General features: G+C 71.5%; 15 protein-coding genes. 8 read left to right on the top strand and 7 right to left on the bottom strand.

The window, feature by feature from the left end; all coding sequences use genetic code 11:
* Positions 1-21: 21 nt before the first annotated feature.
* A complete protein-coding gene (locus ACFYST_RS14450; RefSeq protein ID WP_387862182.1) occupies positions 22-6,282 on the bottom strand; it encodes an LPXTG cell wall anchor domain-containing protein in 6,261 nt (2,086 codons plus the stop codon).
* 554 nt (positions 6,283-6,836) lie between these two features.
* Positions 6,837-7,988, bottom strand: coding sequence for an acyl-CoA dehydrogenase family protein (locus tag ACFYST_RS14445; RefSeq protein WP_387862180.1), 1,152 nt, complete (start codon positions 7,986-7,988; stop codon positions 6,837-6,839).
* A gap of 99 nt (positions 7,989-8,087) precedes the next feature.
* Between ACFYST_RS14445 and ACFYST_RS14440 the strand changes: the two genes are divergently transcribed.
* The 5 genes from ACFYST_RS14440 (at position 8,088) to ACFYST_RS14420 (ending at position 12,120) form a co-directional block, all read left to right on the top strand.
* Complete coding sequence (locus ACFYST_RS14440; protein WP_387862177.1) at positions 8,088-8,804, top strand: TetR family transcriptional regulator; 717 nt, start codon at positions 8,088-8,090, stop codon at positions 8,802-8,804.
* A gap of 196 nt (positions 8,805-9,000) precedes the next feature.
* Positions 9,001-9,456, top strand: a complete 456-nt coding sequence (locus tag ACFYST_RS14435) for a Zn-ribbon domain-containing OB-fold protein (RefSeq protein WP_387647849.1) — start codon at positions 9,001-9,003, stop codon at positions 9,454-9,456.
* Between the two features lie 206 nt (positions 9,457-9,662).
* A complete protein-coding gene (locus ACFYST_RS14430) occupies positions 9,663-11,090 on the top strand; it encodes a hypothetical protein (protein WP_387862175.1) in 1,428 nt (475 codons plus the stop codon).
* A gap of 95 nt (positions 11,091-11,185) precedes the next feature.
* Positions 11,186-11,572, top strand: coding sequence for a tetratricopeptide repeat protein (locus tag ACFYST_RS14425; protein WP_387862172.1), 387 nt, complete (start codon positions 11,186-11,188; stop codon positions 11,570-11,572).
* A 122-nt stretch (positions 11,573-11,694) separates the two neighbouring features.
* The gene (locus ACFYST_RS14420) at positions 11,695-12,120 is read left to right on the top strand and encodes an SRPBCC family protein (RefSeq protein WP_387647857.1); all 426 of its coding nucleotides are present in this window, start codon (positions 11,695-11,697) and stop codon (positions 12,118-12,120) included.
* Here ACFYST_RS14420 and ACFYST_RS14415 read toward each other — a convergent pair.
* The 3 genes from ACFYST_RS14415 to ACFYST_RS14405 form a co-directional block, all read right to left on the bottom strand.
* Positions 12,098-14,167: a SpoIIE family protein phosphatase gene (locus tag ACFYST_RS14415; protein ID WP_387647859.1), complete on the bottom strand. Its 2,070-nt coding sequence runs from the start codon at positions 14,165-14,167 to the stop codon at positions 12,098-12,100. The genes ACFYST_RS14420 and ACFYST_RS14415 overlap by 23 nt on opposite strands.
* Before the next feature lie 230 nt (positions 14,168-14,397).
* Positions 14,398-14,790 carry a (2Fe-2S) ferredoxin domain-containing protein gene (locus tag ACFYST_RS14410; RefSeq protein WP_387647861.1) on the bottom strand — a complete coding sequence of 131 codons (393 nt, stop codon included), beginning with the start codon at positions 14,788-14,790 and terminating at the stop codon, positions 14,398-14,400.
* The gene (locus ACFYST_RS14405) at positions 14,787-16,751 is read right to left on the bottom strand and encodes a heavy metal translocating P-type ATPase (RefSeq protein ID WP_387862169.1); all 1,965 of its coding nucleotides are present in this window, start codon (positions 16,749-16,751) and stop codon (positions 14,787-14,789) included. Before ACFYST_RS14405 ends, ACFYST_RS14410 begins: the two co-directional genes overlap by 4 nt.
* A 91-nt stretch (positions 16,752-16,842) precedes the next feature.
* Between ACFYST_RS14405 and ACFYST_RS14400 the strand changes: the two genes are divergently transcribed.
* Together ACFYST_RS14400 and ACFYST_RS14395 are read left to right on the top strand one after the other, a co-directional pair.
* Positions 16,843-17,211, top strand: a complete 369-nt coding sequence (locus ACFYST_RS14400; protein ID WP_380483123.1) for an ArsR/SmtB family transcription factor — start codon at positions 16,843-16,845, stop codon at positions 17,209-17,211.
* Between the two features lie 119 nt (positions 17,212-17,330).
* A complete protein-coding gene (locus ACFYST_RS14395; protein WP_387647868.1) occupies positions 17,331-17,690 on the top strand; it encodes a 5-carboxymethyl-2-hydroxymuconate Delta-isomerase in 360 nt (119 codons plus the stop codon).
* Between the two features lie 3 nt (positions 17,691-17,693).
* Here ACFYST_RS14395 and ACFYST_RS14390 read toward each other — a convergent pair whose 3' ends face one another.
* Positions 17,694-18,542 carry an alpha/beta fold hydrolase gene (locus ACFYST_RS14390; RefSeq protein ID WP_387862166.1) on the bottom strand — a complete coding sequence of 283 codons (849 nt, stop codon included), beginning with the start codon at positions 18,540-18,542 and terminating at the stop codon, positions 17,694-17,696.
* Between the two features lie 113 nt (positions 18,543-18,655).
* Between ACFYST_RS14390 and ACFYST_RS14385 the strand changes: the two genes are divergently transcribed.
* A complete protein-coding gene (locus tag ACFYST_RS14385; protein WP_387647873.1) occupies positions 18,656-19,105 on the top strand; it encodes a MarR family winged helix-turn-helix transcriptional regulator in 450 nt (149 codons plus the stop codon).
* A gap of 52 nt (positions 19,106-19,157) precedes the next feature.
* Here the strand turns inward: ACFYST_RS14385 and ACFYST_RS14380 are convergent, their stop codons facing one another.
* On the bottom strand, positions 19,158-19,544 hold the full coding sequence (locus ACFYST_RS14380) for a hypothetical protein (RefSeq protein WP_387862163.1): 387 nt from the start codon (positions 19,542-19,544) through the stop codon (positions 19,158-19,160).
* Positions 19,545-20,499: the final 955 nt, after the last annotated feature.

Below are 20,499 nucleotides of genomic sequence, written 5' to 3'. Positions count from 1 at the left end.
CAAGCGGCGAATGAGCGGGTACTACCCCACGAACCGGTCCGCACCAGCCCGACGCCGTGCCCGATACAGCAGCACACCGCCCAGCGTCAGCAGCCCGCCACCGGCCAGACCCGCAGCCGCGAGACCCGCGGGCGAACCCGTGTCCGGCAGATGACCCCCGCCGACGTGCGGCGGCTTCGAAGGACCACCCGGACGCGGCACCTTCACACAGCCCTCGCCCTTCTCCTTCTCCGGGCACTCCGACACCGTGACACACAGCGACACCGGCCGGCTCTCCACCAGCTGCCCCTGCGGATCCCGCGCCGAAGCCGTCGCGATGTTCGTGACATGACCGACCTTCGCGTCCTCCCCGGTCACCACGTAGGTGCCGCGGCAGGTCGTGCTCTGACCCGGCTCCAGCGTGGCCGACTCGCACACCACCGGGGACACCCGGTCGTCACTGACCGAGACGTCCGTCAGCACCGTCGACCCGGTGTTCGTCACCGTGTACGTGTAGGTGATCGTGTCACCCACCTTCGCCGAACCCGACACGTCGGACTCCTTCACGATCGACAGCGACGACGCGCCGGAGACGGTCTCCACCGTCGCCTCACCCGGCGGGCTCACCACCGGGTGACCCTCCGGATCCGTACCGTTCGCGGTCGCCTTGTTCGTCACATGCCCCGCCTCGACGTCCTCCTCAGTAATCGTGTACGAGCCATGGCACACCGTGCTCTGACCCGGGTTCAGCGTGGTCGCATCGCAGGTCACCGACGCGACATGGTCGTCCGACACCGCGACATCATGCACAGCCACGGCACCCGTGTTCGTCACCGTGTACGTGTACTGCACCACGTCGCCGGCACGGAACGGACCAGCACCATCGGCCTTCTTCACGATGGACAACCGGGCCTCGCCCACCACCGGAACATCCACCTCACCCGGCGGAGACTCCACCGAGTCACCACTGGGGTCGATGCCACTCGCATGCGCCACATTCATCACATGACCCGCCGCCGCATCCGCCGCGGTGATCACGTAACTGCCGTGGCACAGCGTGCTCGCACCAGGGTTCAGCGTCGTCGCGTCACACGCCACCGACGCGACATGGTCGTCCGAGACGGTCACGTTGTGCAGGACGACCGTGCCCGTGTTGGTGACGGTGTAGGTGTAGTGCACCGTGTCACCCACATGGAACGGGCCAGCACTGTCGGACTTCTTCACGATCGACATCTGTGCCTCGCCCACCACCGTGACCGTAGCCTCCCCGGGCGGGCTCACCACCGGCCGGCCCTCGGGGTCGGTGCCGTTCGCGTGAGCCGTGTTGGTCACGTGGCCCGCCGCAGCATCCGCGGCGGTGATCACGTAACTGCCGTGGCACAGCGTGCTCGCGCCCGGGTTCAACGTCGTCGCATCACACGTCACCGAAGCAACGTGGTCATCCGCGACCGTCACGTTGTGCACGACCGCCGTGCCGGTGTTGGTCACGGTGTACGTGTACTGCACCGTGTCACCCACATGGAACGGGCCGGCGCTGTCCGCCGTCTTCTCGATCGACAGCCGGGCCTCGCCCACCACCGTCACCGTTGCCTCACCAGGGGGACTCACCACCGGCTCACCCTCAGGATCGGTACCGTGCGCGTGAGCCGTGTTCGTCACATGACCAGCCGCAACATCCGCAGCAGTGATCACGTAACTGCCGTGACACAGCGTGCTCGCGCCCGGGTTCAGCGTGGTCGTGCCACACGTCACCGAGGCAACGTGGTCGTCCGCGACGGTCAGATTGTGCACCGCCGCCGTACCGGTGTTGGTCACCGTGTACGTGTAGTTGACGGTCTCACCCACATGGAACGGACCAGCAGAGTCAGCCACCTTCTCAATGGCCAACTCGGCCTCGCCCACCACCGGAACAGTCGCCTCGGCAGGCGGGCTCAGCACCGTCTGACCCTCGGGGTCGGTGCCTTCCGCGTGAGCGGTGTTCGTCACATGACCCGCCGCGACATCCGCCGCCGTAACGACGTACGAACCGTGGCAGAGCGTGCTCGCACCCGGGTTCAGCGTCGTCGCGTCACACGTCACCACAGCGACGTGGTTGTCCGCGACAGTCAGGTTGTGCACCGCCGCCGTACCGGTGTTGGTCACCGTGTACGTGTAGTTGACCGTGTCACCGACATGGAACGGGCCAGCAGAGTCAGCCACCTTCTCAATGGCCAACTCGGCCTCGCCCACCACCGGGACAGTCGCCTCGGCAGGCGGGCTCACCACCGGCTCGTTCTCCGGGTCGAGGCCGCTCGCGACCGCCGTGTTGGTCACGTGCCCGGCCTGCACGTCCGCCGCCGTGACGACGTAACTACCGTGGCAGAGGGTGCTGTCACCGGCGGGCAGCGTGTTCCTGTCGCACGTCACCGGCGAGATGCGATCGTCACTCACGTCCAGGTCGTGCACGGGAGCGGTGCCCGCGTTGGTGACGGTGTACGTGTAGTTGACGGTGTCACCGACGTGGAACGGGCCGGCGCTGTCCGCCACCTTCTGGATCGTCAGCACCGCGTCACCCGCGATGTTGATCGTGGCCTCGCCGGGAGGACTCTGCACCGGCTGGCCCTCGGGGTCCGTGCCGTGCGCGACAGCCGTGTTGGTCACATGCCCGGCCAGAACATCAGCCGCCGTGATCACGTACGAACCGTGGCAGAGCGTGCTCTCACCGGGGTTCAGCGTCGCCGTGTCACAGTCCACGTCCGCGATGTGGTCGTCCGTCACAGTCAGGTTGTGCACCGTCGCCGTACCGGTGTTGGTCACCGTGTACGTGTACTCGACGGTGTCGCCCACGTGGAACGGGCCGGCACTGTCCGCAGCCTTCTGAATCGTCAGCAGCGCCTCACCCAGCACGGGGACAGTCACCTCGGCGGGCGGGCTCAGCACCGTCCCGCCCTCGGGGTCCGTACCCTCGGCGTGAGCCGTGTTCGTCACATGCCCGGCCGACACATCCGCCGCCGTCACAACATACGAACCGTGGCAGAGCGTGCTCTGACCGGGGTTCAGCGTCGTCGTGCCACAGGTCACCACAGCGACGTGATCGTCCGACACCGTCAGGTTGTGCACCGTCGCCGTACCGGTGTTGGTCACCGTGTACGTGTAGGAGACCGTCTCACCCACATGGAACGGACCAGCAGAGTCCGCCACCTTCTCAATGGCCAGCTCCGCGATACCCACCACCGGAACAGTCGCCTCACCAGGAGGACTCACCACCGGCTGACCCTCAGGATCCCTACCCTCGGCGTGAGCCGTGTTCGTCACATGCCCGGCCGACACATCCGCCGCCGTCACGACATACGAACCGTGGCAGAGCGTGCTCTCACCGGGACTCAGCACCGTCGTGTTACAGGTCACCGAGGCGACGTGGTCGTCCGTGACAGCCAGGTTGTGCACCGTCGCAGTGCCCAGGTTGGTGATGGTGTACGTGTAGGTGACGGTGTCGCCCACGTGGAACGGACCGGCGGAGTCCGCCGTCTTCTGGATGGCCAGTTCCGCGGTGCCCACCACCGGAACGGTCACATCGACCGGCGGGCTGTGCACGTCCACGCCATTCGCATCCGTGCCGTTCGCCTGAGCGGTGTTCGTCACGTGCCCGGCCTGCACGTCCGCCGCCGTGACGACGTACGAACCGTGGCAGAGCGTGCTCTGGCCCGGGTTCAGTGTCGTCAGGTCACAGATCACCGGCGCGATCAGGTTGTCCGTCACCGTGATGTCGTGGACGAGCGCCGTACCCGTGTTCGTCACGGTGTACGTGTAGGGGATCTTGTCGTCCAGGCGGAACGGGCCCGAAGCGTCGGGCGTCTTCTGGATCTCCAGCGCCCCGACACCCGCCACATCGGCGGTCGCCTCCGAGGGCGGTGTGATGAACGTACTGCCGTCGGGGCCGGTGAAGCTGGCGGTGACGGTGTTGGTGGTGGGTTGGGTGATGCCGGGGAGGTTGCAGAAGATCTGATGGCTGGTGCCGACGGGTAGGTCGAAGGTGCCGGCGCTCGTGACACAGGAGGGGGTCACGGGGTCATCGAGGGTGATGCCGGTGATGTCGGTGGGGCCCACGTTGGTGGCGGTGATGCGCCAGTAGGCGGTGCCTCCGGGGGGAAGGGTGGTGGTACTGGCCCACGGGCCTGGGCCGCCCGGACCACAGTCACCGGCGTTGGGGGAAGCGCAGACCTCCTTGAGGACGGTCAGGTCCGCGGTGCACTCGGGACCGGCGGGCACCTGGAGGGTGACGGTGTTGGAGAAGTTGGGCGGCTGGCCGTTGGTGACGGCGCTGGCCTGGTTGGAGACGGAGGTGACGGTGCAGTCGTTCGCCACGGTGGTCTCGAAGCAGATCTGGGGCGCGTCGCCGACGAAGGTGACCTCCATCCGCACGTTGGCGGGGAAGGTCTCGCCGCCGTTCAGGGTGAGGTTGGCGATGACCTGGATCGGTGAGTCGGCGACCGGGACGGAGGAAATGTCCGCTGTTTCGGTCGCGGGGTTGAACGGGAAGGTGCCGACGGTGCTGCCGTCCGCCGCCAGTACGGTCACCGAGGACTGGGTGAAGTCGATGACGCTCGGATCGATGCCGAAGAGCTTGACCGTCCCGTAGGACTGGACATGCCCGGAGGCCCCGTCGCAGTAGAAGTCGGCGGGGTTGATGGTGCTCTGCGCCCTGGTCTTCTGGCAGGGCGAGGCGCCGGTGACGGGGTCGATCGAGAACAGGTAGCCGGTGTCACCGAGTCCGTACTTGCACTGGCCGTCGTAGGCGTAGCCGTACGGGCTGGTGTTGCCGCCGTTGACGTTGGGCGGGCCGTCGAGGACGCCGTCGGCACCGTACTGGGCGCAGGGGCCCTGGATGTTCCAGTCGTAGCAGTACGAGGTGCTGTTGAGGGTCGGCGTGATGCCCCGGTAGATCCAGAACGGGAACTCGGTCTCCAGGTGCCCGTTGGGGGCGGTGATGGTGAGCGGCACTTGGAAGTTGGCCTCGCCCAGTGCGAGGTTGGTACTGACCAGGGCGCTGAGGCCGGGGGGCGCGGCGATGGGGTTGCCGGTCAGGTCGAAGCACTCGACGGTGCCGACGGCCGGGTTGACTGCCTGGTAGAAGCCGCCGACGATCGTGCAGACGCCGGTGACGGTGCCCGCCGCGTCGTACATCTCGAAGACGTTGTCGGCCCGGGCGGGTTCGTCGGTGGTCGGGGTGGCCACGATCTTGGGGGTGGGCCAGCCGGCGCACGCGGCGTTCGTGGACGGGTCGAAGCAGGACATCACCGTTGGCAGCGGGGCCAGTTGGTTGTCGGTGACGTAGATCTTTCCTTCGATGGTCCGCATGATGCCGGCGTAGTCGCCGCTGAAGGAGACCTGGCCCTCGTTGGGAGGCAGGCCGATGTCGAAGGTTCCGCAGGGGACGTTGGCGGCGGCGTCGTAGCAGAGGATCTCGCCGGTGCCGGAGACCGCGTAGAGGTGCTGGTTCGGTGCCTGGACGACACCGCCGACCACCAGCCCTTCGCCGGTCTGCAGCGGGGTGAAGCCGCAGCTGGCCTGCGCCTGGAGGTCGATGCAGCCGACGCCGATCAGTGCGGACGTGTCCCGGCTGATCGCTGCGTAGTACAGCTTGGAGCCGATTTGCACGTAGGTCGGGGTGCGGGTGCTGCCGAGGTCACCGGTGGTCGTTCCGGGAACGGAGGAATTCAGCGCCTGGGGCCAGCTGGCGGGGGATCCGTCCGGGGCCGGACAGGGGCCGTTGGTGAGCAGGTCGGTACAGACCACGCTTTCCGGGCTGGAGAAGCCGTGGTGGTAGATGTTCCAGACCTCGGGTGTGGAGACACCGTTGATCGTGGCGGTGTACAGGATGGGCGTGAAGCCGTCGCCGCCGGTGGCCGTGTTGACCGGGGTGAACGGCGGCGGGATCTGCACCACCACGCCGGTCGCGGGCGACGCGAGATCGGGGTTGTGGGCCTGGACGACGTTGGTCGCGGTGCCCTGGTCGGTGTCGGCGAAGCTCGCGCCGCCGTCGGTGGACCACTGCCTGCTGTAGCCGGGCGGCACCTGGAGCGAGCCGGGTACGTAGGTCTGACGCTGCGGGACGGTGCCCGGTCCGCCCTGGATCACATCGGTGATCGTGGCGTCGACCGGGACGCCGGCCGGATTGGTCTTGGAGACCACCCAGCGGACGGTGCCGCCGTGCTCGGTCTGGGTCGTGCTCCCGGTGGCGACGTCGGTTCCGGTCTTGCTCAGCGTCACCGGCACCGGGGCCTCGACCGCCCGGTCGTCACCGGCGACGGTGTGCACGGCCACCGGCGAATGCGCTGCGGCGGGCCAGGCGAAAGATGCCGACGCCGTGGCGAGCGCGACGACGAGGGGCAGCAAGGCCTTCACGGCGCGGCCGCGGATCGCCGCCGGCCCATAGCGTCCGGGCGGGCGTTCGCAGGGAGGTCGACGGCGTCTCATGACGAATCCTTCCGATCGGGCGGTCCGGTGTCACACGGGGTGACGGTGAGGGTGGCGACCTGGGCGGCAAGCCCGCGATTCACGCACGCAACACACACGAGTGGCTACTCACCGCGACCATACAATCGGGCATCTCGTCTGAAAATCTGTCAAATACCTTTACTGACCCACTAGCCGGACGCGTTCACCCTGCCGGCCGCGAAACCCCCACCCGAGAGAGCCCCGCCCGCCCCCACCACACCCCATGACCCGGCGTCAGACCCGAGCCCGTCAACGCCGACGAACCACCCCGGCCTGGAGCGCAAAACGGAAGGCGCCCGCCGACCGGGTCGCGCCACGGGCAGTGAGCTGCACGTGGGAGCGACCCGGTGGACGGGCGCCTGAGGGGGCCGGGGCTGCCGTTACGGCAGGTTGCGGGCCATGACGATGCGCTGGACCTGGTTGGTGCCCTCGTAGATCTGGGTGATCTTCGCGTCGCGCATCATCCGCTCCACCGGGTAGTCCCGCGTGTACCCGTACCCGCCCAGCAGCTGCACCGCGTCCGTGGTGACCTCCATCGCCACGTCCGACGCGAAGCACTTCGCCGACGCCCCGAAGAACGTCAGATCGCCGTCACCGCGCTGCGACTTCGCCGCCGCCGCGTACGTCAACTGCCGCGCCGCCTCCAGCTTCATCGCCATGTCCGCCAGCATGAACTGGACGCCCTGGAACTCCGCGATCGCCTTCCCGAACTGCTTGCGCTCCTTCACATAGCCCTTCGCGTAGTCCAGCGCGCCCTGCGCGATGCCCAGCGCCTGCGCCGCGATCGTCACCCGGGTGTGGTCCAGCGTCCGCATCGCCGTCGCGAAACCCGTGCCCTCCGCGCCGATCATCCGGTCCGCCGGGATCCGCACGTTGTCGAAGTACACCTCACGCGTCGGCGAACCCTTGATGCCGAGCTTCTTCTCCGGCGCGCCGAACGACACGCCCTCGTCGCCCTTCTCCACCACGAACGCCGAAATGCCCTTCGACCGCAGCGAGGGGTCGGTCACGGCCATCACCGTGTAGAACTCCGACACACCCGCGTTGGTGATCCACCGCTTCACACCGTTGAGCACCCAGAAGTCACCGTCCCGCACCGCCCGGGTCTTCATACCAGCCGCGTCCGAACCCGCCTCCGGCTCCGACAGGCAGTACGAGAACATGCCCTCACCGCGGGCCAGCGCCCCCAGGTACTTGGCCTTCAGCTCCTCCGAACCGGACAGCTGCACCGGCAGCGAACCCAGCTTGTTCACCGCCGGAATCAGCGACGAGGAGGCGCACACCCGCGCCACCTCCTCGATCACGATCACCGTCGCCAGCGCGTCCGCACCCGCGCCGCCGTACTCCTCCGGCACGTGCACCGCGTGCAGGTCGTTCGCCTGCAGCGCCTCGAGGGCCTCCGAAGGGAACCGCCCCTCCTCGTCCACCGCCGCCGCGAACGGGGCGATCTTCGCCTCCGCCAGCGAACGCACCGCCTCGCGGAGCATGTCGTGCTCCTCGCTCAGCCGGTAGAGGTCGAAGTCCTGGGTCATGGCAGTCTCCTCGGTGATGGCACTCAGTACCCCCGATTATGCACACTGAGTATCGCCTCGCCCAGCCTTCTCCTCCGGGTCGGTGCTACCGTCCGGGGTATGAGCGAGGTGCATGAGCAGGGCGGAACCACGGCGACCCGGCCGACGATGCGGGACGCCCTGGTGGAGGCGGCGTTCGAGCTGTTCTCGGAGCGGGGCTTCGAGCAGACCACGGTCGACGACATCGTCTCGCTCGCGGGGGTCGGCCGGCGGTCGTTCTTCCGGTACTTCCCGTCGAAGGAGGCGGTGGTCTTCCCGGATCACGACGGCTGCCTGGCGGACATGACGGCGCTCCTCGATCAGGCGGATCCTTCGGGCGACCCGGTGGAGCAGGTCTGCGACGCGGCCCGGCTGGTGCTGCGGATGTACGCGGGGAACCCGGCGTTCTCCGTGGGGCGCTACCAACTGACCAAGAAGGTCCCGAACTTGCGCACCCACGAGCTCTCCGTGGTGTGGCGCTACGAGCGCACCCTGGCGGGCCATCTGCGCACCCGGTACGCGGCCCGCGCGGACGGCGCGCTGCGCGCGGACGTGATCGCGGCGGCGGTGGTGGCGGCGCACAACTACGCGCTGCGGGCCTGGCTGCGTTCGGGCGGCGAGGGCGATGTGGGCGCGGCGGTGGACGAGGCGCTGCAGTTGGTGATCGACACCTGGGGCGACGGCGCGGCCGAGGGGCGGGCGGAGTCGCAGGACGAGGAGGTGGTCGTCATGGTGGCCCGCCGGGGTACCCCGATGTGGCGGGTGGTGCAGGGCGTCGAGGCGGCCCTGGAGCCGTGACCGGGCCCGGCGGCCACTCCCCCGGCCGTCCTCACAGGCCCCATTCGCCACGCGGATGATCCGATTACCCGCCTGGCACTCGGTACCTTTACACGGGGCACTGAGTGCCATACCTTCCTTCTGGCAGGCCGCCCCGACCGCACGCCCGCCCGGGTGGCGGTACGGCGGCGCACACCGGCTCAGCAAGGAGACGGCCATGATGACCCTCACTCTCGCCCCGGCCGCGCCGACGACGGCCCCGACCGCGACGACCACCCCCACCACCGACCTGTTCGACCCGGACTTCGCCCCGTCCGCCTTCCGGCCACAGCCCGAACTCCCGGTCGCCGAGACCGAGTTGCGCTACCGCCGCTGCCGCTGGTGCCACTCGGCCAGTGCGGTGACCTGCCTGCTGTGCCCGGTGTGCGGGTCGGCGGACCTGGAGCCGGCGGTGGCGTCCGGGCAGGGGACGGTGCAGCGCCTGCTGCGTCCGATCCGCCGCGGCCCGCACCTGGGGCGCCCGTACCTGATCGTGCTGGACGAGGGCTTCACCGTGCAGGCCTCGGTGCTCGGCGGGCTGCCGGGCGCGGTGCCGATCGGGGCCCGGGTGCAGCTGGTGACCAGCGAGGAGGGCGGCCGGGTGCTCACCTTCCGCCTGGTCCCCCGTACCTGACGAACCGCCAGCTCCACCCCTCCTGGCACCGAGTGCCACCAAACCCGGCCGCACAGGGCCACCCCCCCCACCCCAACGGCCCGCAGGGCGCACACACTTCCCACACCCCGCGATCCGAGGGTGTGGGCGTGGCCCGATCCCGTGCACGGAGCGCCACCACGCGGGTAGGGTCGGTGACGTTTGCCGTTCCGGGGGAGGTACTACACGTGCTCGATCTGAGCGCCCATCAGCCGGCCGCCGTCTGGCGACCGTTGTCCGGCCCACCGCCGGGAAGGAAGTGGCGCGCCGGTCTGGCGGCCAATCCGGCGGCCCCGGCCGAGGTGCTGGTCCGGCTGCTGGACGACATCGCCGACGGCGGCGACTCGACCTGGCCGGCCCGCCGGCCGGAGTTGCCCGACCGCGTGGTGGAGGCGGCGCTGCGGCACCCGCACTGGCGGGTCCGGGCGGCGCTGGCCGAGCGGCCGGGGCTGTCGCCGGTGGTGCTGGCGGCGCTGGCCGGGGACGGCGAGCGCCGGGTGCGCCGGGCCGCGACGTCGGCGGCGCACTCGGTGCCACTGCCGGAGCGGACGCTGCTGGCGCTGGCGGCCGACCGCGATCCGGACACCCGCCGCCTGGTGCCGGGCTGCGCGGGCCTGCCGGAGGAGCTGCTGGTGCGCCTCGCGCAGGACGGTTCGCCGCTGGTGCGGGCCGCGGCGGTGGCGGCGGACAGCTGGGCCCAACTGCCGGCCCGGGTACGGACGTCGCTGCGCGCGGACCGCGATCCGGCGGTGCGGGCGGCGGTGCAGCGCGCGCTGCGGGTGGACCGGCCGCTGCCGGTGACGCTGGCGGGGTACATCGCGGAGAGCGACCCGGTGCGCCGGGAGCGGACGGCGGCGGGGGCCGCCCTGGAACGCGCGCTCGGCGAGTGGCTGGTGCTGGACGACAACCCGCGGATCCGCCGGGCGGCGGCGGGCAATCCGCAGCTGCCGACGGACCTGGCGCTGGCCCTGGCGGCCGACCCGGACACGGCGGTGCGCCTCACGGTGTCGCTGCGTTCGGACCTGACGGAGCAGCAGCGCTCCGCGGTGGACTACCAGGTGCCGGACGCGGCGCCGCCCGAGCTGCCCTGGGTGGCCGAAAGGGCCGACGATCCGGCGGAGTTGCTGCGGCTGGCCCGCTCGGGGCATCCGCTGGTGCGGCGCGCGGTGGCGGCGCTGGAGCGTCTGCCGGGCGAGGTGGTGGCGCTGCTGGCACAGGACCCGGAGCCGGCGGTGCGGCTCGCGCTGGCGGAGCACTGCGCGGACGCGCCGGGCGAGTTGCTGCGGTCGGTGTACGCGGAGCTGCTGGGCCCGTCCTCGCTGCCGGCCCTGGAGCGGTTCGCGGCGCCGGGGCTCGCGCGGTGGGCGGAGCGGCCGGAGCCGGCCCTGCGGCTGGCGGCGCTGCGCGATCCGGAGCTGGCACCGGAGGTGCTGGCGCGGCTGGCGGAGGATCCGGACCGGACGGTGGCGCGGGCGGCGGCGGGCGATCCACGGCTGCCGCTGGACGCGCTGCTGGCGCTGCTGGAGGCGGATGCGCACCCGGCTGCGGCTGCGGCGAATCGGGCGCTGCCGGTGTCGTTCATGCTGCGGCTGCTGGACCTGGCGGAAAACGCCTGAATCGCTCCTGGAATAGGGGCCGATAGGTGAACGTTCAACCACCCGTCGGGCCACGGAGGCCCGGCAGAGGAACCGGAACGGCAAGGAGCACGGCAATGACCACCGACTTCCGCCAGCAGACCACGGGCCTGTCCACCGCGCAGGCGGCGCTCCACGAGGGGACGGTCGCCGAGCGCTGGGTGCGCGCCCAGCTGTTCTTCGACTCCAAGGCGTACGCGGACGCCGCGCGGATCCTCGCCGAGCTGGTCGAGGAGGCCCCGGAGCAGGTCGGCCCGCGCCTGCTGCTGGCCCGGTCGTACTACCACTCGGCCCAGCTGCGCCGCGCGGAGGAGCAGCTGCGCAAGGTGATCGAGCTGGACCCGGTGGAGCACTACGCGCACCTCGTCCTCGGCCGCGTCCTGGAGCGCCAGGGCCGCCACGCCGAAGCGGTGCCGTACCTGCGCCTGGCCGCCGCGTTCGAGGGCACCTTCCCGCAGGACTGACGACAGCGCACCGCCCCCGACGGGTTCCCGCCCGCCGGGGGCGGTGTGCTGTCCGCACTCGGCAGGCGTCCCTGTCCCCTGTCAGTCTGGAGGGGGGCGTCGAGAATGCGGAGGTGCGCGCGATGCGGACGTTGGAGGAGCAGATCGAGGTGACCGCCCCGGTGGGGACGGCGTGGTCGCAGTTGCACCGGGTGGCGGAGTATCCGGAGTTCGTCGGCGGGGTGGTGCACGCCAGCGCGCGGGGGCGGCGGCACGCGGATCTGGAGGTGGAGATCGGCGGCGAGCGGCACCATGTGGACGCGGAGCTGACCGATCACGGCCGGGGCCGGGTGATGAGCTGGGAGACCGTGGACGGCCCGCCGCTGCGCGGCACCTTCGCGCTGCGCCCGCTGGACGCCGCGCACACCCAGGTGCAGGTGCGCCTTGAGTACGACCCGGAGGAGCTGAAGGACGCCGTCGGCGGTCCGCGCGGGTTCGCGCAGAGCAAGGCGGTGGAGGAGGCGGTGCGGACGGATCTGGAGCTGTTCAAGCAGCTGTGCGAGGAGTGAACGACGGCTCCACTCCGCCGAACGTGCCGTCCGGTGCCCCGCCGGGCGGCGTGCCGATCGGCAGTTCGGCCCAGATGACCTTGCCGCTGGCGGGGTAGCGGGTGCCCCAGCGCTCGGCGAGCTGGGCGACCAGGAACAGGCCGCGCCCGCCCTCGTCGGTGTCGGTGGCGTGCCGCAGGTGCGGGGAGGTCGCGGAGCCGTCCCAGACCTCGCAGATCAGGGCGCGGTCGCGCAGCAGCCGGACCCGGATCGGCCCGCTGGCGTGCCGGATCGCGTTGGTGATCAGTTCGCTGAGCACGAGTTCGGCGGCGAACGCCTGCTCGGTCAGGCCCCAGTCGTCGAGCCGTCGGGTGACGGCGGCCCGGACCCGGGCGACGGCGGCCGGGTCGGCGGGGACGTCCCAGTCGGCGACGTGGTCGGCGGGGAGCGCCCGGGTGCGGGCCACCAGCAGGGCGATGTCGTCGGCCGGGTTGGCGGGCAGCAGCGCGTCGAGCAGGTCGTCGCAGGTCTCCCGGGGGCTGCGGCCGGGGTGGGCGAGCGCGGCGCGGAGCAGTTTCATGCCGTGGTCGAGGTCGTGCGCGCGGGATTCCACCAGGCCGTCGGTGTACAGCACCAGCCGGCTGCCTTCGGGGAGTTCCAACTCGGCGGTCTCGTAGGGCAGTCCGCCGATGCCGAGCGGGGGCCCGCCGGGCAGGTCGGGGATGTCCACGTGTCCGTCGGGGAGCACCACGGCGGGCGGCAGGTGTCCGGCGCGGGCGAAGGTGCAGCGTCGGGTGACGGGGTCGTAGACGGCGTACAGGCAGGTCGCGCCGGTGATCGGGCGTTCGCCGCCGTCGGGGCGGGGGTTCTCCTGGTCGAGGCGGTTGACCAGGGCGTCGAGGTGGCCGAGCAGTTCCTCGGGGGCCAGGTCGAGCGAGGAGAAGGTGTGCACGGCGGTGCGCAGCCGTCCCATGGTCGCGGCGGCGTGCACGCCGTGGCCGACCACGTCGCCGACCACCAGGGCGACCCGGGCGCCGGACAGCGGGATCACGTCGAACCAGTCGCCGCCGACGCCGGCCTGTGCGGGCAGGTAGCGGGAGGCGACTTCCAGGGCCTGTTGTTCGGGCAGTTCGGCGGGGAGCAGGCTGTGCTGGAGCGCGACGGCCATGGTGTGTTCGCGGGTGTAGCGGCGGGCGTTGTCGACCAGGACGGCGGCGCGGGCGGTGAGTTCCTCGGCGAGGGTGCCGTCCTCCTCGTCGAAGGCGGGGCGGGGGCGGGCGCGCCAGAAGGTGGCGACGCCGAGCATGGTGTCGCCGACGTTGAGCGGCGCCGCGATCAGGGTGTGCACCTGCTCGTCGCGCATGGCGTCGACGGCGCCGGGGCGGACTTCGTCCCAGACGTCGAGCGCCGCGGACAGGTCGGGTTCGACCACCGAGCGGGCGGTGGCGACGGCGCGGGCGCGCGGGGTGTCGGGGACGACGGGCACGGACGAGCCCGGGGGGAGCAGCGGGGGCCGGGCGGTGATTCCGGTGAGTGCGACCCGGTGCATCGCCCCGCGCCGGCCGGGGCGGGGTTCGCCGCCGTCGAGGACGCCTTCGCAGAGGTCGACGCAGGCGTAGTCGGCGAAGGCGGGGACGAGTGCGGCGGCGAGTTCCTGGCAGGTGCGGGTGATGTCGAGTGTGGTGCCGATGGAGCCGCCGGCCCGGTAGAGCAGTTCGAGGCGGCGGCGGGCGGTGTCGGGGTTGGCGACGGTGGTGTCGCGCAGGGTGGCGAGCAGGCAGGCCGGGCCGCCGGCCCGGTCGGTGTGGCGCAGGTCGAGGGCGAGGGTGCGGCCGTGCGCGGTGATCGGCGTGTCGGTGAGGTCGGCTCCGCCGTCCAGCAGGGCGATCAGTTCGTCCTGTAGGCCGAGGGTGCGCAGGGGGCGGCTCTCGCAGTCGGTGGGCAGGTCGAGCAGCCGTCGGGCCTCGTCGTTGGCGTACAGCAGGTGCCGGTCGGCGTCGATCAGCAGCAGGCCTTCGCGGACGACGGCCGGTTCGGGGTCCGCGTGCCGGGGCGTGTCGTCGGTCATCCGTGCCGTCCGGTCTGCGCGATGGTCACCGGGGCCGGCGGGCCGGAGCGGGGGCTCGTGGACGTCCGGCGCGCGGAGGTCCGGCCCGCCGCGCGCTGTCCGCCGGGTGCTGCCCGAAACCGGGTCATACGCCCATTCCTACACTCCCCGCTCCGACCGGGCCAATGGCAGCACCCGGATTTCGCGCGCTGATGTGCCGCCTTTGACTGGCCCTTGTCGCGGCCGTAGGACTACTTGCCTTCCAGTTCGGCACGCACTCGGCGGGAGGGCTGGAAGGCGTACAGGTCGAGGATGTCCGGCGGTTCGGCCAGGCCGGGGCCTCCGGCGGCGACCCAGGCGGTGATGTCGGCGGCGGCGTCGCGGTCGTTGACCTGGCCGAGCCAGACCGGGCGTCCGCCCGCCCGGCGGCCCTCGGCGGAGGGCTGGACGACGATGACGTTGGCCCGCTCGCAGGCGTCGAGGCAGTCGGTGCGCCGGATCATGGCGATGCCGGCCAGCGAGGTGCGCAGGTCGACGAGCTGGGCCTCGTGGTCCAGGCGGGGGACTTTCGCGGTGGTGCCGCAGCAGCAGCCGCGGCAGACCGTGACGGTGCAGCGGGACTCGGTCTCGGTGCGGCGGCTCATGCGGTGCTCCCCGCCCGTCGGGCCTTGGTCCAGGCGGATTCGCGCAGCAGGCGCAGGCCGTTGAGGCCGACCAGGACGGTGGAGCCTTCGTGGCCGAGGACGCCGAGCGGCAGCGGGAGGGCGGCGACCAGGTCCCACACCACCAGGACGGTGATGAACGTCGCCGCGATGGCGAGGTTCTGCACCACCAGCGCGCGGGCCCGGCGGGAGAGCGCCACCACGGCCGGGACGGTGGCGAGTTCGTCGCGGACGATCACCGCGTCGGCGGTCTCCAGGGCGAGGTCGGATCCGGCCCGGCCCATCGCGATGCCGGTGTGCGCGGCGGCCAGCGCGGGCGCGTCGTTCACGCCGTCGCCGACCACGAGCACCTTCCGCCCGGCCGTCTCCCACTCCTTGACGGCGGCGGCCTTGTCCTGCGGCAGCAGGCGGGCCCGGACTTCGCCGACGCCGGCCTCCGCGGCCAACTGCCGGGCGGCGCGCGGGTTGTCGCCGGTGAGCAGCGCGGGGGTGGTGCCGGTCAGCACCGTCAGGGCGCGGACGGTCGCGGCGGCGTCGGGGCGCAGCCGGTCCGCGATGCCGAGGACGCCGACGGAGGTGCCGTCGGTGGCGACCACGACGGCGGTGCGCCCGGCGTCCTCGAGTTCGGCGACGGCTGCGCCGGTGGCCGGGCAGTCGTGGTCGGGGGCGTGGACGGTGACGGTGTGTCCGTCGACGGTGGCGGTGACGCCGACGCCGGGCGTGGAGCTGAAGTCCGCGGCGGTGGCCAGGGTGAGCCGGCGGCTGCGGGCGGCGTCGACGACGGCGCGGGCGAGCGGGTGTTCGCTGGGGTGTTCGGCGGCGGCGGCGAGGGCGAGCAGTTGGTTCTCGGTCAGGCCGGAGTCGGCCTGCGGGCGGATGTCGGTGACGCGGGGGGTGCCTTCGGTGAGGGTGCCGGTCTTGTCGAGGGCGACGGTGTCGATCTGGCCGAGGCGTTCCATCACGACGGCGGACTTGACCAGGACGCCGTGGCGGCCGGAGTTGGCGATCGCGGACAGCAGGGGCGGCATGGTGGCGAGGACCACCGCGCACGGCGAGGCGACGATCATGAAGGTCATGGCGCGCAGCAGTGCGTCGGTGAACGCGGAGCCGAGGGCGAGCGGGACGGCGAACACGGCCAGGGTGGCGGCCACCATGCCGAGCGAGTACCGCTGTTCGACCTTCTCGATGAACAGTTGGGTGGGGGCCTTGGTCTCGGAGGCTTCCTCGACCATGGCGACGATCCGGGCGATCACGGTGTCGGCGGCGTCGCGTTCGACGCGTACCCGCAGTGCGCCGGTGCCGTTCAGGGTGCCGGCGAACACCTCGTCGCCGCTGCGCTTGGCGACCGGCAGTGGCTCGCCGGTGATGGTGGCCTGGTCGACCTCGCTGGTGCCGTCCAGGACCCGGCCGTCCGCGCCGATCCGCTCGCCGGGCCGGATCAACACGGTGTCGCCGACGGCCAGTTGCTCGACCCGGACGGTCTCCTCTCCGGCGCCGGTGAGGCGGGTGGCGGTGGCGGGGGCCAGGTCGAGCAGGCCGCGCACCGAGTCGGCGGTGCGGGCGGTGGCGATCGCCTCGAGCGCGCCGGAGGTGGCGAAGATGACGATCAGCAGCGCGCCGTCCAGCACCTGTCCGACCGCTGCCGCGCCGAGCGCCGCGACGATCATCAGCAGGTCGACGTCGAGTGTCCTCTCCTTCAGCGCCTGAAGCCCTGCCCAGCCGGGCTCCCAGCCGCCGGTGGCGTACGCGAGGGCGTACAGCGGGCCCCACGTCCAGGCGGGGGCGCCGGCCAGGTCCAGCGGGAGAGCGACCAGGAACAGCAGCAGTGCGGCGAGCGCCCACCGGGCCTCGGGCAGCGCGAGGACGCGGGTGCGCCGTTTCGGCGGGGCCGGGCGGGGTTCGGCGGCGGGCGGCGCGGGCCGCCGGTCCAGGACGGAAGACATGGCGGGGCAACCCTTCGCGGGGCGGGGAGGACTCCTCCACCATACCGGAACATCTGAACAGGTCTTCAGGTGTCACCGGTATGATGACGTCATGGGCCACGGAATCGACACCGCCAGCAGCGCCACCACCCGCGAACGCCTGGACGCCGTCGGAACGGCCGATGTCGCGGCCACCCTCCAGGCCCTGGCCACCCCCTCCCGCCTGCACATCCTGGCCCGCCTCCAGGAAGGCCCCTGCTCGGTGGGCGACCTCGCCGAAGCCGTCGGCCTGGAGGCCTCCGCCTGCTCGCACCAACTGCGACTGCTGCGCAACCTCGGCCTGGTCACCGGCGAGCGCCACGGCCGCTCGATCGTCTACGCGCTGTACGACAACCACGTCGCCGAACTGCTCGACCAGGCGCTCTACCACGTGGAACACCTGCGCCTCGGCATCCGCGACACGCCTCCCGCCGCCGACTGATCTTTTTCGACGCCGCCCTGTCCAGCATGTGGGACCCCGGACGCAGGACCCGAGCGGGGCGGGGCTTAGATGGCAGATGTAGAAGCCAAGCATCAGCATCTGCGCGAAGAAGGTCCGCCATGCCCCACATCACCGTCGACTACTCACCACAGCTGGCCGACTCCTTCGACCGCCCCGGATTCGTCCGCGAGCTGCACCCCCTGGTCCGCGACCGGGTGTCCTCCCGGGGCGTGTGCAAGACCTTCTTCCGTCAGGCCGCCGAGACCTGGGTGGGCGACGCGGACGGCCAGTTGACCGCCTTCGTGCACATCGCCATCGGCCTGCTGCCGGGACGGCCGGAGGGGCTGAAGGCGCGGCTGTCCGAGGAGGTGCTGCGCCTGCTCGACAAGCACCTGCGGCCCGTCCTCGGCCGCGAGGTGGTCCGCTCCGCCGAGGTCCGCGACCTCACCCCGTCCTACCGCCTGCGCACCGGCTGGTGACTCTCACCGCCGCAGAAAACGCGTCAGCTCGGCGTTCACCTGCTCCGCCCGGGTGTACGGCAGGGCGTGGTGGGAGACACCGTCGAGGGTGCGGATCTCGGCCTGCGGGAGCAGCCGTCCGGCCCGGGCGGTGAGGGTGCGCGGGTCGTGGCAGCGGCTGTTCGCGGCGACCAGCAGCAGGCAGCGGGCGCGGAGGCTCTTGAGCGTTTCCGGGGTGGGGCGGCGGCCGGTGACGGGGCGGGCGGCGGGGAAGGTCGCGGCGAGGCCGTAGAGGCGGGCCCAGTCCGGGTCGAGCGGGACGCCGCCGGTCTCCCAAGCCAGAAGCGCCCGGGCGCGGGCTTCGCCGGGCCGGGCCAGCATGGGCGCCGCGTGCAGGAGATAGCGGAGCGAGTAGCCGGTGAAGCAGCCGGTGGGGTCGAGCAGCGCGAGGCGGTCGACCCGTTCGGGGCGGCGCAGCGCGTGGCTCAGCGCGATCCACCCGCCGTAGGAGTGCCCGCACAGGTCGACGTGGTCCAGCCCGAGCCCGTCCAGCACCGCGTCCAGCCAGCCGTGCAGGTCCTCGACGCGGCGCACCGGCTGCCGCCCGCTGCTCGCGGAGCGGCCCGCGTCGCCGATCCGGTCCACCGCGAACACCCGTGCTGTGCGGGCGAGTTCGCCGACGTTGGCCCACCAGCTCGCCGCCGTGGCACCACCCCCGTGGAGCAGCACCAGCGGCGGACCGCCGGCCGGTCCGGCGGCGTTGACCCGGGTGATTCCGTACGGCGTCTCGACGTCGATCGTCTCGACCGGGACGGGCCAGCGGCCCAGCAGGGTGTCGTACGCGGACAGGAAGGCGGAACGGTCGAACGCCATGGCGGCAGCCTCCACGGGCAGAGTTGTCTCGCTGAGCAAGTGTCTCGCTCGGCGAGATACTATGCACCCGCATCTCCACCCAGGAACCCACCCCCGCCGAAAGGCCGCACCCCATGACCGACCAGCACGGACTCCAGACGGTGCATCAACTCCGCGCCCTCACCGTCGAACTGGACCTGCTCGCCGCCACCTTCGCCCAGCGCAACAACCTCCACCCCACCGACCTGCGCGCCCTGATCGCCCTCCTCGACGCCGCCCGCGCCGGCACCCCCGCGACGCCCGGCCTGCTCGGCCGCGAACTCCGCCTCAACTCGGCCGGCACCACCGCCGTCCTCGACCGCCTCGAACGCCACGGCCACCTCCGGCGCACCCGCGACCCCCACGACCGCCGCCGCGTCCTGCTCGAAGTCACCGAGCAGGCCATCGCCCTCGGCGAGACCTTCTTCGGCCCGTTGATCGCCGACACCGTCGCCCTGGTCGACGGCCTCTCCCCCGCCGAACTCGCCGCTGTAGAAGGCTTCCTGACCTCCATGCGGTCACTCGTCGCCCGCCACGCCCACTGACGGCCGGCCGATCGCCCTGGAGCAGCGCCCGGCCGGTCTGCCGGAATGCGTGTCAACAGACGCGCACGGAGAGGGCAGCGGAGTAGTTGGCGTGCTCGTAGCCAGGCGGGCGGCCGGAGTAGTCCTGGGAGACGCTGCCGATGGGATTGACGCCGTCACGATCCCAGTAGAACGTGGTCCGCACCCCACCGGTCTGATTGTTGTTGATCCAGGTGGGCATCTCGGTGCTGCCGAGGTTGTGGACCGTGCAGGCGTACCACGGGCCGAGCCAGTACCACGAGTTGTCGGACGTGTTGTGGATGTGCAGGCACATGCTGCCCACCGGCGGCACGTCGCAGACTTCCACCGCCTGCGCGGGAGCCGCGGTTCCGAAACCGATCGCGGCGGCGAGCAGCAGGCCGCCGGCCGCGAAGGTGGCTAGACGCTTTCCGATACGCATGTTCAAGTACCCCCCTGTGCGAAGGATTTGACCTTGCGGTTCGGCTCTGAACGAACCATCGCCACGTTCCCACAAACCTTCGTCAACGGAAGCAAAACGAGCAGTAAAGCCGCCGGTGGGGGCGCAATTCGGCCAGCCCATTCCACCCCTCCCTCGCCCGCCGGGCCCACCCTCACCAGTGTCACCACTCCCAGGGACCGTCCGGTTCCGTCCCCGCTGAACGCACCCCCGCCGAACACATCACCCTCGAACGCCGCCTGACCTCCATGCGCAGCCTCGTCGCCCACCACCAGAGCTCGGACCGGAGCGTCCCGTCATGACCTCGGCCCCGGACGCCTGGCCGGCCCTCGCCACGACGTAGCCGGCGCACTGGCCTCCTGGCTGCGACTGGCCTTCGCCGGCCGGTCCGTCCCGGCCGCCTTCGCCGCCGAACTGACCGCCAACTACGGCGCACCGCGAAGGTAGTAGGGCCGCCGCAGCGCCCCAACGACCCTCTTCAGTGGCCCCTGCCCGGCCTGGATACGGTGACGGCATGACGACAGTTCTGCGGCACCCACGACCTGGATTCACGTGGGATTGGTGGGCAGTGGACACTCAGGGGTTCCTGGTGCAGTTCAGCAACGGGCCTGCTCCCGAGCATCTCCTGGCGCATGTGGATCGCGTCGACGCCGCGGCTGCGTGGGCGGAGGAGAACCGCCCTGCGTAGCTCGACAGAGCTCCCCCACCGCTCCATGTCTTCGACTGCAACGGCGAGTTGCCGGTCTACACCCGCAACAGTGTCCCGGACTCCCCCTTGCGGCTGTCCGCCGCTCCGGCAGCCTCGCGGATGTTGCGGCCCTGGTTGAACTGCGCCGGGCGGTGGGAGACACCTGGACGGTCTACCTCGACAAGGGGTGGGTCTAGACCGGGACGAAGATGGCCCCTGGCTTCAGCCTTCTGCGCCTGCTGATCACCA

This window comes from Kitasatospora sp. NPDC004614, from assembly GCF_042873675.1.
In the GTDB taxonomy this organism is placed as follows: Bacteria; Actinomycetota; Actinomycetes; order Streptomycetales; family Streptomycetaceae; genus Kitasatospora.
The sequence above is the reverse complement of the archived record's forward strand: the minus strand, read 5'-3'. Positions and strand labels throughout refer to the sequence as shown.

Bases quoted from the DNA above. Each gene is read 5' to 3' on its own strand.
- ACFYST_RS14445 (WP_387862180.1), bottom strand. From the start codon at position 7,988: ATGACCCAGGACTTCGACCTCTACCGGCTGAGCGAGGAGCACGACATG.
- ACFYST_RS14400 (WP_380483123.1), top strand. From the start codon at position 16,843: ATGGGCCACGGAATCGACACCGCCAGCAGCGCCACCACCCGCGAACGC.
- ACFYST_RS14380 (WP_387862163.1), bottom strand. From the start codon at position 19,544: ATGCGTATCGGAAAGCGTCTAGCCACCTTCGCGGCCGGCGGCCTGCTG.
- ACFYST_RS14420 (WP_387647857.1), top strand. From the start codon at position 11,695: ATGCGGACGTTGGAGGAGCAGATCGAGGTGACCGCCCCGGTGGGGACG.
- ACFYST_RS14405 (WP_387862169.1), bottom strand. From the start codon at position 16,751: ATGTCTTCCGTCCTGGACCGGCGGCCCGCGCCGCCCGCCGCCGAACCC.
- ACFYST_RS14440 (WP_387862177.1), top strand. From the start codon at position 8,088: ATGAGCGAGGTGCATGAGCAGGGCGGAACCACGGCGACCCGGCCGACG.
- ACFYST_RS14415 (WP_387647859.1), bottom strand. From the start codon at position 14,167: ATGACCGACGACACGCCCCGGCACGCGGACCCCGAACCGGCCGTCGTC.
- ACFYST_RS14425 (WP_387862172.1), top strand. From the start codon at position 11,186: ATGACCACCGACTTCCGCCAGCAGACCACGGGCCTGTCCACCGCGCAG.
- ACFYST_RS14410 (WP_387647861.1), bottom strand. From the start codon at position 14,790: ATGAGCCGCCGCACCGAGACCGAGTCCCGCTGCACCGTCACGGTCTGC.
- ACFYST_RS14395 (WP_387647868.1), top strand. From the start codon at position 17,331: ATGCCCCACATCACCGTCGACTACTCACCACAGCTGGCCGACTCCTTC.
- ACFYST_RS14435 (WP_387647849.1), top strand. From the start codon at position 9,001: ATGATGACCCTCACTCTCGCCCCGGCCGCGCCGACGACGGCCCCGACC.
- ACFYST_RS14390 (WP_387862166.1), bottom strand. From the start codon at position 18,542: ATGGCGTTCGACCGTTCCGCCTTCCTGTCCGCGTACGACACCCTGCTG.
- ACFYST_RS14385 (WP_387647873.1), top strand. From the start codon at position 18,656: ATGACCGACCAGCACGGACTCCAGACGGTGCATCAACTCCGCGCCCTC.